We start from the raw sequence: 11549 nt of genomic DNA on the forward strand, positions 1-11549 counted from the left end.
AGGCCGCGCCGGGAAAGCGCGGCCTTCTTGCTGTGCAGCTTTGTGGCTCTCAGCCGTCGGCTTAGATGTCGTAATACATCTGGTACTCGATCGGATGCGGTCGGAGTCGTAAAGCGTCGTGATCCTTTTTACGCAGTTCCAGAAGCGTATCGATCACATCCTTGGTGAACACGTCGCCCTTGAGCAGGAACTCGTGATCCTTTTCCAACGCCTCGGCGGCTCCTCGCAGAGAGTCGGGGACGGTTGGAACTTTCTTCAGTTCCTCCGGCGGAAGCTCATAGATGTTCTTCTCCAACGGCTCGCCCGGGTCGATCCGATTTTGGATTCCATCCAAACCCGCCATCATCATCGCCGCGCAGGCCAAGTAGACGTTGGCCGCCGGATCGGGTGTACGGAATTCAATGCGCTTGGCTTTCGGACTCGGAGAATAGATCGGAATTCGAACCGAAGCACTCCGATTCCGCGCCGAGTAGGCCAAGTTGACGGGAGCCTCGAATCCGGGAACCAGCCGCTTGAAGCTGTTTGTCGTCGGGTTGGTGATCGCCGTCAGCGCCGGGGCGTGCTTCAGAATGCCGCCGATGTAGTGAAGTGCCAGTTCGCTTAATCCCGCGTATCGATTGCCCGCGAAGAGCGGCTTTCCTTCCTTCCAGAGCGATTGATGGGTATGCATCCCCGAGCCGTTGTCCCCGAAGAGCGGCTTGGGCATGAAGGTCGCCGTCTTTTCGAAGCGGCGGGCGATGTTCTTGATTACGTACTTATACGTCATCATGTCATCGCCGGTCCGAAGAAGGGTGTTGAAGCGAATATCGATCTCCGCTTGCCCGGCCGTCGCGACCTCGTGATGCTGCCTTTCCACGGAAACACCCAGATCTTCCAAGCAAAGCACCATTTGATCCCGCAGATCCTGGAGCGTATCCGTCGGCGGTACGGGGAAGTAACCCTCCTTATGTCGAATCTTGTGGCCTAAATTCGGTTCCTCGTCCCGCCCCGTGTTCCAAATCCCTTCGACGGAATCGACCTCGTAAAACGATCCATTGGACTGATTTTCGTAACGGACGTCGTCAAAGATGAAGAACTCGGCTTCCGGACCGAAGTATGCGCTATCCGCGATGCCGGTGGTCTTCAAGTAGGCTTCGGCACGAATCGCAATGCTTCTTGGGTCCCGAGCGTAGGTCTGGCGTGTGATCGGATCCGAAATCGCGCAGATGAAGCTCAAGGTCGGTTCCGCAATGAACGGATCGATGAAAGCCGTGTACGGATCGGGCATGACCAGCATGTCGGATTCCTGGATGCCACGCCAGCCTCGGATCGAAGAGCCATCGAACCCGAGCCCTTCCGCAAAGGCTTCTGCCGGCAGTTCGTTGATGCCCACGGTAAAGTGCTGCCATGTCCCCAACAGATCGCAAAACTTCAGGTCGACCAGGCGGGTATTGTGCTCACGCCCGAACGCCAACGCTTCTTCTCCCGAAGCGCATCGCTTGTACTTTTCGGCCATATCTGACTCCCTTTTCCTCTTGTATTGGATCGCATTCTCTCTAGGAGGAACTCTGGAATTGCCCCAGGCAAGATCGCCGGACATTCCGCTCCTCTTCTTGCGCTAGACCATCTGGATCATCCTTGTACCCACACTCTTAGCGCAAAACTATACAAAAAAAAGCCCGGCTCTTCCCGGACTTGGTGCATCGATGCGTCAACGTAGCGCCCCTTGCGTTCGTCACCATCCATGAGAAAACGCCACATGGAGCGCATCGGTAGGCCCGACCTGGATCATTCGACATGGGCCACCCCTCCGGAACGCAGTCAGGGAAGGGGGCGAGGAGCCCCGAATGGCCTAGATGGCATGCTCGTTTCGTTCCCCCGTCCGAATCCGAATCGCTTCGGATACGGGGACTACGAAAATCTTTCCATCGCCGATCTTGCCCGTTCTCGCCGCCTTGATAATCGCTTCGGTCGCCTTCGACAGCAGCGCTTCTTCCAGAACCACCTCGATCTTCACCTTCGGCAGGAAGTCGACGGTGTACTCGCTGCCCCGATAGATTTCCGTGTGCCCCTTCTGACGACCAAACCCCTTGACCTCCGCAACGGTCAAACCAGCAATGCCTATTTCCGTAAGCGCTTCCTTTACTTCTTCCAGCTTAAAAGGTTTGATCACCGCCTCGATCTTACACAGCGCCATGTTCTTCTCTCCCCATTTTCTTTTTCCCCCTCTGACATCGTCTACGGAGCGACCTAAAGCTTTTTGCTAACCGTCTTTCGCGACGACTGCAACACGAAAAGCATCTTTTATGCCACGACGACACCGTAGATCAGCCGGAAGATTATCGCGGAAGACCTCCGAAAGAAGCGCGGACCAGCCAAGCGGATGAAGAAAAACGGCCTTGGACCCAAAGGCAACACACCCCTAGTTATTTAACATAACACTTATTGTGCGAACTAATAAAGGGGCTGATGGAGTGGGCCCCCGAACCCTTCACGGGCTTCCCCTTTCTCGTTTTTAATCAGCCGCAGAACTCGGCCGCGGTTTTTGCTGAAGATCAGGCCGAGCGGCCGGAGTTTTTGCTGCCGCTTAGAAGTCGATCGACGCCGGGATCTTCAGTTCGATCCGCCGTGCTTCCAGCCCAAGGGCTCGCCACCAAGGAGATGAAGATGAAGATGCGGAACACTTTCGCCCGCGTCCTTGCCGTTGTTGATGATCACCCGGAAGCCCGTCTCCGCGATTCCCAGCTTCGCCGCAACCGTTGTAGCGACGACGAGCAGATAACCCAAAAGCTCTTGATCGCCTGCTTCCGCCGAGGAAAGACGCGGAATTTCTTTTTTCGGGATGAGAAGCGCATGGACCTTGGCGACCGGATGGATGTCGTGAATCGCGATGCAGCGTTCGTCTTCGTAAATCACGTCGGCCGGTAGCTCCCGGTCGATGATTCGGCGAAAGATGGTTTTCATAAGTATGGATTGTGGATTCTCTTACAAGAGTGGAAGCGTCTCATGCGTTGAGGCAGTCCGGTTCAGCTTTTTTACCGCATGGACGAAGTCGCTCGCGTCTCGGAACTTTCGATAGACGGAAGCAAAGCGGACATAGGCGACTTCATCGAGGGTTCTCAACTCTTCGACGATCCCTTCCCCGATTGCGCTCGAGGGAATCTCGCGGCCGTACGAGCGCACAAGATCGGCGATGACCCGATCCACGAGATCTTCAATCGCTCTGAGGCTGACGGGACGCTTTTCACAGGCCGTTTCAATTCCCCGGATCGTCTTCAGCCGATCGAAGATCTGGAAGCTGCCATCCCTTTTTTTGACCCGGAGCGCAAGCTGCTCGATCTCCTCGTAGGTGGTGAAGCGAGCCCCGCACTTGAGGCATTCTCGACGGCGGCGTACGACAGCTCCCTCGCGAAGCGGCCGGGAATCAACCACCCGGTCTTTTTGTTTTCCGCATTTCGGGCATTTCATCGTAGTGCGACCGCAAATAACGGAGTTGCTGTAGCCTGCACGGGAAGCTCACTCACTTTGAGTCTCCAAAACAGTACCTCCGCGTCGATCACACGGCCAGAGCAAAAGCCCCTACTCTGGCGTCTTAAAGACTCGTCGAGTGGGCGGATGTTTGCCGAGGCAAAGAATCCCCCGCACGGAAACGCTCATCTCTGGGAAGAGGCATACATCGGCTTCTCGATCCCAAGACCATGCCTCCATGCCGACTTTTCCCGACTTTTCCCAGGTGCAAGTTTTTCCCTTTTTCAGTGGAAAAGCGGCCTTCCGTAAGCTTAGTTGGAGCATGAAAATCAAGACGGCAAGTCTTTCGGTGGAACCGCTGCGCGTGCAAGAGGTCCTGCAACCGTCTATCTTGGGACTGGACGAGCCGGCCGCTCATGCGAAGGATCCCATCACGATCGATCTTTCCCTCTTTCTTGTCGATGATCTTGTCGTGGGCACGGGAAGCGTCGAAACTGCCGTAGAACTGCAGTGCGGTCGGTGCTGCCGTTGGCTGCACTGGCCGATTCGACTCCCGGATTTTCAAGTTCGACTGCGTCCCCCCCTGCCCTTGTGGATCGACTTGACACCCTTTGTCCGAGAGGACATCCTGTTGGCCCTTCCGATGATAGCGGTTTGCGACGAGCAGGCAGCGGGAAGCTGCTTCACGGAAGGGATTCGAGCACAGAACCAAGCCAGAGCAGAGCAATCGATTCACGGAAAGGACGTTTGGGGAATCCTGGAACGGTTCGAGCCAAATCGTTGATCCCGCCGAGTCGGCAAAGACCGTGCGATGACGGCAGATTAACGGACCCTCATTTGCCGTAGCGAACTTAAAAAGGAACGGACGGATTGACTTTCTTGATTGATCACGATTGTTCTCGCAATGGTTGCGAGGACCGTTATGGAACCGCCTCGACGCGCATGGAGATCCGAGTTCAGGAGCTATCTCTGATGCCGATCGTGGAAGTGCGAATGCTGGCTGGAGTGGAAAATCACCACAAACGCCATTAAATCTGAAAAGGAGATATTATGGGAGTTCCTAAGCGCAAGACATCGAAGGCTCGACTTCGCTCTCGAAAAGCGGCGAACCGGTGGACGCCCCCGGGACTTTTCAAGGATCCAAAAACGGGCAACTTACACCTTCCCCATTGCGTTGATCCCGCGACGGGAAGTTATCGCGATCGCCAGGTCATGACCCAGAAGACCGAGGAATGACCGGCCGCTAAGGGCGGATGAAGATCGCTTTAGACGTGATGGGGGGTGATTTTGCACCTCAAAACCCCCTTTTGGGGGCTATAGGAGCACTTCAAGCTTATCCCGACATCACCCTCCTGCTCGTCGGAGATCGTGATCAGATCGCCGAGGAGTTTTGGCGTCATGGAGGACGCCAATTTATCGACCGAGTTGAGTTCGTCCATACTACTCAAGTAGTGGCTATGGACGACCAGGCCATCGAAAGTGTGCGTCAAAAGCGGGACTCCTCCATCAGCCGCTGTGTTCGACTCGTAAAGGAAGGGAAAGCCGATGCCTTGGTTTCCGCCGGCCATACCGGGGCGGTGGTCGCGGCGGCAACGATCCTCTTGCGAACTTTGCCCGGCATTCCGCGAGCCGGGATTGCAACGGTGATCCCAACGGAACATAAGCGGTTTCTGCTCATCGATTCCGGCGCCAATATCGACTCCGATCCCACGCATCTGCTCGGTTATGCCATTATGGGCAGCATCTATTCACGAGAGTTGCTTCACGTCGCTAATCCCTGCGTGGGGCTTTTAAGCATCGGGACGGAAGACGCAAAAGGCAATGAACTGACGAAACAGGCTTTTAAGCTTCTGGCGCAGGCCGGGCTCAACTTCAGCGGCAACGTCGAGGGTCATGACCTCTTTGAAAATCCTGTGGATGTGGTTGTCTGCGATGGTTTTGTCGGCAATGTCGTGCTGAAAACCGCAGAGAGCATTGCGAAGGCGGTCATGCACTGGCTGCGCTCGGAGCTTGGACGAAATCCGATTCGGATGCTCGGTGCCTATCTTGCTCGCGGAGCCTTCTTGTCCGTAAAGCAGAAAGCCAGCTACGAGGAATATGGAGGCGCTCTTCTTCTTGGGATCAACGGAACGTGCATCATTGCCCATGGAGCCTCGACCCCAAAGGCGATTGGCAATGCGATTCGCATCGCGCGAGAAGCCGTCACACAGAACGTAAATAACAGAATTATTCAGGAGATGAGGCGCCATTGTGAGGCCGAGTCAGAAAACACAGCAGCATCGAGAGCCTAAACCCTCGATTGTCGGAACGGGCGCCTATCTGCCCGCGAAGGTTCTCAGGAATAGCGATCTCGAGAGCATGGTCGACACAAGCGACCGCTGGATCGTCGAGAGAACGGGTATCCAGGAGCGCAGAATCGCGGCCGAAAAGGAATGCCCATCCGACATGGGGACCGCGGCGGCGCTGATGGCCCTCGAACGAGCAGGTCTGACACCAGAGGATCTTGATTTGATCATCGTGGCGACGACGACGGCGGATACGCTCTTCCCTTCGACGGCATGCCAAATTCAGCAGAAGATCGGAGCTCGCAAAGTTCCCGCCTTCGACCTGCAAGCCGCCTGTTCCGGATTTCTCTACGGACTGGTCATGGCGCATCACCTAGTTGCGCTTGGTACCTATCGCACGATCCTCGTCGTGGGTGCGGAGAAGCTTTCCTCCATCGTAAACTGGTCGGACAGAAATACGTGTGTTCTCTTCGGCGACGGAGCCGGTGCCGTAATCATCCAGCAGTCTGCCACAGGAGGACGGCTGCTCGCTCATGATCTGGGAGCGGACGGATCCCAAGGACAAGTACTTACGGTACCGGCGGGCGGTTCCCGGCTTCCCATCACAGCGGAAAACGTGGGAGAAGGACTGCAGTTCATTCAGATGGTAGGCAAGACGGTATTCCGGCTCGCCATTGACGCCATGGAATCCACGGCAAGAACCTGCCTGAACAAGGTCGGCCTTCCGGTCGATAAGGTCGACTATGTGATTCCGCACCAAGCCAACATGCGGATTATCGAACTGCTGGCCACCCGTCTAGACCTGCCGCTCAAACGCTTCTTCATCCACCTGGAACGGTATGGCAACACTTCCGCTGCCTGCATCCCGATCGCCCTCCACGAGGCCCTGACCGCAGGGAACATCCAACCCGGTGAAAAGATCCTCCTGATCGCGTTTGGTGGTGGCCTCACCTGGGCCAGTGCCTTGCTGGAGTGGTAGCCCGCCGAACCGAAAGTGCTTCGCTGCGCGCCCGGTAAGGCTCGCTCTCCTCTCAGGGAAAAATCACTTCCGCCAGCCGATCAAACTGATCAAAGATGCCTCGCTGATACCGCCGGAAGCGGCTTCTCATCATCGTATCGGTCAGCCCCGGAATCTTTTCTTTCAGTGCGAGAGCGACCCCCAGAGAAAGGTTGTTCTTGTTGAGTTCGGCCACAGCGGAAGAGGGAGAAAGCAACGGGATGCGGACCGTCTCCGGTCTCCTCTTTTTCAGGAATTCGGCTCCCTCCTTTGTCTGCTCGAGCGCATCCATCTCCTTGCCATCCTTTTCATTTTTTGCGACGACGTACTGCAGCCGATCACCCAAGGAACTTGCCCATCGCAAAAGGACAACGACGGAATCGGGATCGGTGGTCACACAACCCCAGCCGACGAAGCGAACGGCTTCCCGCAGCTCGTCGAAGGGCACATCTTCAAACCATCGCAGCATCTCTTCTCCGCTCCCCGCGCGTAGATCCACCAGCACGACACGGTGGTCGCCGCTCTCCGCCATTCCTACAATAGAGTCGACGCTCCGGACGTTCCGTGGATTGACCAACAGCGATTCAGGAAAAAAGCGGTGAAACGAATGGTTCTCGTCGTCCGCATCCACAAGAAGGTGCGGGACGTGTTGACCGGCAAGATAGTCTGCCAAATGGCAAGCTAAGGTTGTTTTTCCAACTCCACCTTTGGTGCCAAGGATGATGTGTATTACGCTTTTCGCCATTGTCCGTCACTCCGAATGTCATCTGCCGTGGACTAGTTTCGTGGAGAGGGACCACGGCTTCGGCCCTTTTCCTTCATCGGCTTTTCCCTTGCTTCCTCTCTTTGGATGGGAGGCAGGAAAGTCAGCCCTTCGATCCGCTCAACGATTTGCTCCGGTGCTCTGTGAGCCGCTCGTCCCTTCGCCGCCGCCTTGGCAGCCGCAATCGCCCTTTCCAAGGAGCTTTCCGCTGACTGACCCTCCAGCTCCTCGGGACGAGGGGTCTCTACCGGCTTGGGTGCCTTTGCCTTGGGCTTTACCGCCCCGCTCGGCGAATCACCCTGTCCTTTCCCGATGGCATCGGGGTGAGGAAGCTCGCTGAATTTTCCTACTTTGGCCCATTTCCTGCGGACCTGAACAAAATTATACAAAGCATGTTGACTGACTTCCACGCCTTGCTCCCGCAGTGCCTCGGCAATCTCGCGCCAGCTTTTGCGCCTCTGACGCAACTCCCGGATCGTATCCCAGTAAGCTTCCAGCTTGCTCCGGTAGGGCTTGCCAGCCATGCTCGCTTTTGTAGGCCCCTGCCCTTCTCTCGTCAAAGGAAAAATGCTCCCTTAAAGCGAAAGCTGCGGGAGACCTTTTATTAACCATTGTACATCCATTATGCATCCATTAATGCGCCATCGATGAGAGCGCGCCTCCGCTCAGAACTTCTTTATCAATTCTTACCCTTGTACCCCCGGCCGGGGTGCGCTATCAATGGGAAGTGCGCCTTTATCCTGGAGAAGAGTGCGGGGTCTTTGCCGTATACGGTCATCCCAATGCCGCCACTCTTGCGACTTACGGACTCTATGCCTTGCAGCATCGCGGGGAAGAAAGCGCCGGCATCGCGACAGCGGACGGCAAGCGCCCCTTTCGGATTCACAGAGGAATGGGCCTTGTTTCGCAGGTCTTCGACTCGGCATCCCTCTCCTTTCTTTCCGGACAGATGGCCATTGGACACGTTCGTTATTCCACGACGGGCTCCAGCAATCTCACGAATGCGCAGCCGATCGCGGTCGTCTGCTCGCAAGGAGAGCTGGCTTTGGCGCACAACGGCGATATTGTCAACGCATCCGACCTTCGCGCGCGCTTGGAAGGTCGGGGATCGATCTTTCAGACGACCACCGATAGTGAAGTCATCTTGCACCTGATGGCGCAACGGGTCGGTAAGCCGGTGGAAGAGGCTTTTGTCTGGGCCTTGGATCAAACCGAAGGCGCCTACTCCCTCGTGCTCATGACGAAGGACAAGATCCTCGCGGCGAGAGATCCGCAAGGATTTCGCCCCCTGTCCTTGGGACGATTGGATGATGGCTATGTCGTTGCCAGCGAAACCTGCGCTTTCGATCTTCTCCATGTGGAGTTCCTCCGGGACCTTGCTCCCGGAGAGGTAGTCTCCATAGATGCAGAAGGGGTACATACGCTACGCGCGCCGAAGCCGCTGGATACCGCGGCCTTTTGCATTTTTGAATTTGTCTACTTTGCCCGGCCGGACAGCACGATTCATGGGGTAAACGTCAGCCAGGCCCGTATCCAAATGGGGCGTGAGCTGGCCAGACTCTATCCGGTCGAAGCCGACCTTGTCATCCCGGTACCAGACTCCGGTAATTATGCAGCCCTCGGCTTCGCGGAGGAAGCAGGCATCCCATTCGACTTGGCGTTTGTGCGCAACCACTACATCGGCCGCACCTTTCTCCAGCCTACTCAACTCATTCGAGACTTTAACGTCCGCATCAAATTGAACCTTGTACAAGAATCGGTTCGCGGGAAGCGGGTCGTCGTGGTCGACGACTCGATCGTTCGGGGCACCACGGCTCGCGCACGAGTCGCCAATCTCCGAGAAGCGGGCGCCGCGGAAGTTCACATCCGGGTCAGCTGCCCCCCTCACCGCTTTGCCTGCCATTACGGGATCGACTTTCCCGATCCCCGCTCCCTCCTGGCCAACCAGTTGCCGGTGGATCGCATCCAGTCGTACTTGAACGCGGATTCCCTCGGCTATCTCGATCTCGACGGTCTCCTCCGCGCATGCGGCTCACCGCAATCCGGCATGGGCTTTTGCTCCGCTTGTTTCACGGGCCGATATCCCGTCGCGTTTCACCAAGGATTGCACAAGGAAATTTTGGAGAGGAGCCAGTTGGCGCGGCTCGCTGCCAAATAGCGAGGCCTTCCTCCGTTTTTCCGGTTATGGATCGGTACAGCCAAGCGGGAGTCGACCTTGATCTGGCCGCCACGGTGAAAGCCGGCCTGCGCGGCATTGTCCAAAAGAGCACGCGGCCTGAGGTCCTCGGCGCAATCGGAGGCTTTGGCGGACTCTTCCGCCCGACCTTCTCGGCCTACCGAGAACCAGTCCTGGTTGCGAGTATCGACGGCGTGGGCACCAAGCTCAAGGTCGCCGCCCTCGCCAACCGCCACCAAGGCGTGGGAGAAGACCTGGTTCATCATTGCGTCAACGACATCCTAACGACTGGAGGAGAACCGCTCTTTTTTTTAGATTACGTAGGAACTTCTCGCCTCGATCCGGACAGCTTCCGGGACATTCTGCACGGGATGTCTCGAGCATGCCGAAGAATCGGTTGTGCTCTCTTGGGCGGAGAGACAGCACAAATGCCGGGAATGTACCACGATGACGAATACGATCTAGTGGGAGCCATTGTCGGCGTCGTGGACCGTCGGGCACTGCTCCCCAGAGAAGAAATGGAAGAGGGCGATCTTCTCATCGGCCTGCGTTCCAGCGGTCTTCACACCAACGGATATTCCTTGGCGAGAAAGGTTCTATTCGAGGAAGGGAACCTTTCACTGGCAGCGCGCATTCCTGGTTGCCGCCTCTCCCTGGCAGAAGAGCTTCTTCGGGTGCATCGCTGCTATCTGCCGGAACTTCGCCGGCTTCGTCGGCTTCGCCTCCCGTTGCAAGGAATTGCTCACATCACCGGAGGAGGTTTGCCGGAAAATCTCCCGCGCATTCTCCCGAAGCGCCTGGACGCTCGAATTGAGATCAAAAGTTGGCGCATCCCCCCTCTTTTTCGCTTTCTAACCAAGGTTGGACAAATCTCGCAGGAAGAAAGCTATCGGGTTTTCAACATGGGGATTGGGATGGTTCTGGTCGCGTCCGCCGTTCATGGAGAGAAGATCGCCCATGCGATCAACGGCCGAATCATCGGCAGGCTCGTGCCGGGCAAGGGACGCGTACTTCTCTGCTGACGGAACGCCCGAAGCTTTTAACGCACACCCTGTAACAAGGGAAAAAGAAAGCCCGTGACCCGGGACAAGGTCCCAAGAGAGAAGGTTTGCCTTTTCTAGATGGTGGAGGCGGAGGGAGTCGAACCCTCGTCTTCTCGTGGAACCTCGTTCGCTTCTACAAGTTTAGTGGCTCGATAGACGAACCGCGCACCGCCGCTAGCCAAGCCACCCGCGATGCGAGCGACACGCCGAGCTTTTTCTTACGGTCCGTTCATGGAACTCGTAACCATGAACAGATCGTCCGGCGATAAAACACATCTGCCTCGCCCGCACCGGCGCGATGCGAAACAAACGCTTGCTGTTTAGCGATTCGCTTAAGCAGCAAGGGCCAACTCATGGTCGGCAGTTATTTTCTTTGAGCGGGTTTTTTTACGAGGCCAACCTGCTCTCCAGCCCTCGACTTGCCACGAACGGGGATGCACGGGAATCGATTACCGTTTGCGCCCCCTTAATCCAATGCTTAAAGTTTACGGAGTGAAGAGCCGCTTGTCAAATAGAGGCGATGCTCCCCGCCCTGGAGATAAACAAGATCGGCAGACGACGTTCCCACCACAGATGGAGCTCGGTGAGCAGAAAGGGCAGCACTATGGTTGGTAATCCCAAATGGCCCCCGGGTGACGGCGAGAACGAACGCCGAATCCGGCTCGGTCTTCTTTTATGCTCCTTCGCGCTCTTCGTCCTATCCGTCATTCAATTCGCTCTCGGGCTGTTCGTCTCCCTCGGCTACCGGATCCTCTCGCACTAGCCTGCATGTCTCACAAAGTTCGTACCCGAGGCGCGGCGGATGGGCCTCGATGCAAGGCGCAACGAAGCAGACAGG

13 protein-coding genes and 1 other RNA gene are annotated in these 11549 nt (G+C 56.6%); 7 read left to right on the top strand and 7 right to left on the bottom strand.

Annotation, left to right across the window (positions count from 1 at the left end):
• Positions 1-61 precede the first annotated feature (61 nt).
• From glnA to nrdR, 4 genes are all read right to left on the bottom strand, one after another.
• On the bottom strand, positions 62-1495 hold the full coding sequence (glnA, locus tag MAMT_RS10830; protein ID WP_142661043.1) for a type I glutamate--ammonia ligase: 1434 nt from the start codon (positions 1493-1495) through the stop codon (positions 62-64).
• 336 nt (positions 1496-1831) lie between these two features.
• Positions 1832-2170, bottom strand: a complete 339-nt coding sequence (locus MAMT_RS10835; protein WP_178087087.1) for a P-II family nitrogen regulator — start codon at positions 2168-2170, stop codon at positions 1832-1834.
• A 422-nt stretch (positions 2171-2592) separates the two neighbouring features.
• Positions 2593-2943, bottom strand: coding sequence for a histidine triad nucleotide-binding protein (locus tag MAMT_RS10840; protein WP_142661045.1), 351 nt, complete (start codon positions 2941-2943; stop codon positions 2593-2595).
• Between the two features lie 21 nt (positions 2944-2964).
• Positions 2965-3447, bottom strand: a complete 483-nt coding sequence (gene nrdR, locus MAMT_RS10845; RefSeq protein WP_142661046.1) for a transcriptional regulator NrdR — start codon at positions 3445-3447, stop codon at positions 2965-2967.
• A 322-nt stretch (positions 3448-3769) separates the two neighbouring features.
• Here nrdR and MAMT_RS10850 point away from each other — a divergent pair, with 322 nt between their 5' ends.
• The 4 genes from MAMT_RS10850 to MAMT_RS10865 all read left to right on the top strand — a co-directional run bounded on the left by MAMT_RS10850 (position 3770) and on the right by MAMT_RS10865 (position 6711).
• Positions 3770-4231 (top strand): YceD family protein, encoded by a 462-nt coding sequence (locus MAMT_RS10850; protein ID WP_178087085.1) that lies wholly within the window; start codon positions 3770-3772, stop codon positions 4229-4231.
• Between the two features lie 266 nt (positions 4232-4497).
• On the top strand, positions 4498-4683 hold the full coding sequence (rpmF, locus tag MAMT_RS10855; protein WP_142661048.1) for a 50S ribosomal protein L32: 186 nt from the start codon (positions 4498-4500) through the stop codon (positions 4681-4683).
• Between the two features lie 17 nt (positions 4684-4700).
• Positions 4701-5738, top strand: a complete 1038-nt coding sequence (gene plsX / locus MAMT_RS10860) for a phosphate acyltransferase PlsX (protein ID WP_142661049.1) — start codon at positions 4701-4703, stop codon at positions 5736-5738.
• 7 nt (positions 5739-5745) lie between these two features.
• Entirely contained in the window at positions 5746-6711 is a 966-nt protein-coding gene (locus MAMT_RS10865) for a beta-ketoacyl-ACP synthase III (RefSeq protein WP_142661053.1), read from the top strand.
• Between the two features lie 52 nt (positions 6712-6763).
• Here MAMT_RS10865 and MAMT_RS10870 read toward each other — a convergent pair whose 3' ends face one another.
• Together MAMT_RS10870 and MAMT_RS10875 are read right to left on the bottom strand one after the other, a co-directional pair.
• Positions 6764-7474: a nucleotide-binding protein gene (locus tag MAMT_RS10870; protein WP_142661050.1), complete on the bottom strand. Its 711-nt coding sequence runs from the start codon at positions 7472-7474 to the stop codon at positions 6764-6766.
• 32 nt (positions 7475-7506) lie between these two features.
• The gene (locus tag MAMT_RS10875; RefSeq protein WP_142661051.1) at positions 7507-8016 is read right to left on the bottom strand and encodes a hypothetical protein; all 510 of its coding nucleotides are present in this window, start codon (positions 8014-8016) and stop codon (positions 7507-7509) included.
• Between the two features lie 185 nt (positions 8017-8201).
• Here MAMT_RS10875 and purF point away from each other — a divergent pair, with 185 nt between their 5' ends.
• Positions 8202-9650 carry an amidophosphoribosyltransferase gene (gene purF / locus MAMT_RS10880; protein WP_246186666.1) on the top strand — a complete coding sequence of 483 codons (1449 nt, stop codon included), beginning with the start codon at positions 8202-8204 and terminating at the stop codon, positions 9648-9650.
• A gap of 26 nt (positions 9651-9676) precedes the next feature.
• Entirely contained in the window at positions 9677-10690 is a 1014-nt protein-coding gene (gene purM, locus MAMT_RS10885) for a phosphoribosylformylglycinamidine cyclo-ligase (protein ID WP_142661052.1), read from the top strand.
• A gap of 100 nt (positions 10691-10790) precedes the next feature.
• On the opposite strand, the gene ssrA is transcribed toward purM, so the two are convergent.
• Positions 10791-11177, bottom strand: a transfer-messenger RNA (tmRNA) gene (gene ssrA / locus MAMT_RS10890).
• 138 nt (positions 11178-11315) lie between these two features.
• On the opposite strand from ssrA, the gene MAMT_RS11490 reads away from it, so the two are divergent.
• Positions 11316-11474: a hypothetical protein gene (locus MAMT_RS11490; RefSeq protein WP_178087086.1), complete on the top strand. Its 159-nt coding sequence runs from the start codon at positions 11316-11318 to the stop codon at positions 11472-11474.
• The last annotated feature ends 75 nt before the right edge of the window (positions 11475-11549 follow it).

It is taken from the genome of Methylacidimicrobium tartarophylax (assembly GCF_902143375.2).
GTDB lineage: Bacteria > Verrucomicrobiota > Verrucomicrobiia > Methylacidiphilales > Methylacidiphilaceae > Methylacidimicrobium > Methylacidimicrobium tartarophylax.

What these genes read in the sequence shown, in the direction of transcription:
- glnA (WP_142661043.1), bottom strand. Translation starts at nt 1,495, where the DNA reads ATGGCCGAAAAGTACAAGCGATGCGCTTCGGGAGAAGAAGCGTTGGCG.
- MAMT_RS10840 (WP_142661045.1), bottom strand. Translation starts at nt 2,943, where the DNA reads ATGAAAACCATCTTTCGCCGAATCATCGACCGGGAGCTACCGGCCGAC.
- nrdR (WP_142661046.1), bottom strand. Translation starts at nt 3,447, where the DNA reads ATGAAATGCCCGAAATGCGGAAAACAAAAAGACCGGGTGGTTGATTCC.
- MAMT_RS10850 (WP_178087085.1), top strand. Translation starts at nt 3,770, where the DNA reads ATGAAAATCAAGACGGCAAGTCTTTCGGTGGAACCGCTGCGCGTGCAA.
- rpmF (WP_142661048.1), top strand. Translation starts at nt 4,498, where the DNA reads ATGGGAGTTCCTAAGCGCAAGACATCGAAGGCTCGACTTCGCTCTCGA.
- plsX (WP_142661049.1), top strand. Translation starts at nt 4,701, where the DNA reads ATGAAGATCGCTTTAGACGTGATGGGGGGTGATTTTGCACCTCAAAAC.
- MAMT_RS10870 (WP_142661050.1), bottom strand. Translation starts at nt 7,474, where the DNA reads ATGGCGAAAAGCGTAATACACATCATCCTTGGCACCAAAGGTGGAGTT.
- MAMT_RS10875 (WP_142661051.1), bottom strand. Translation starts at nt 8,016, where the DNA reads ATGGCTGGCAAGCCCTACCGGAGCAAGCTGGAAGCTTACTGGGATACG.
- purM (WP_142661052.1), top strand. Translation starts at nt 9,677, where the DNA reads ATGGATCGGTACAGCCAAGCGGGAGTCGACCTTGATCTGGCCGCCACG.
- MAMT_RS11490 (WP_178087086.1), top strand. Translation starts at nt 11,316, where the DNA reads ATGGTTGGTAATCCCAAATGGCCCCCGGGTGACGGCGAGAACGAACGC.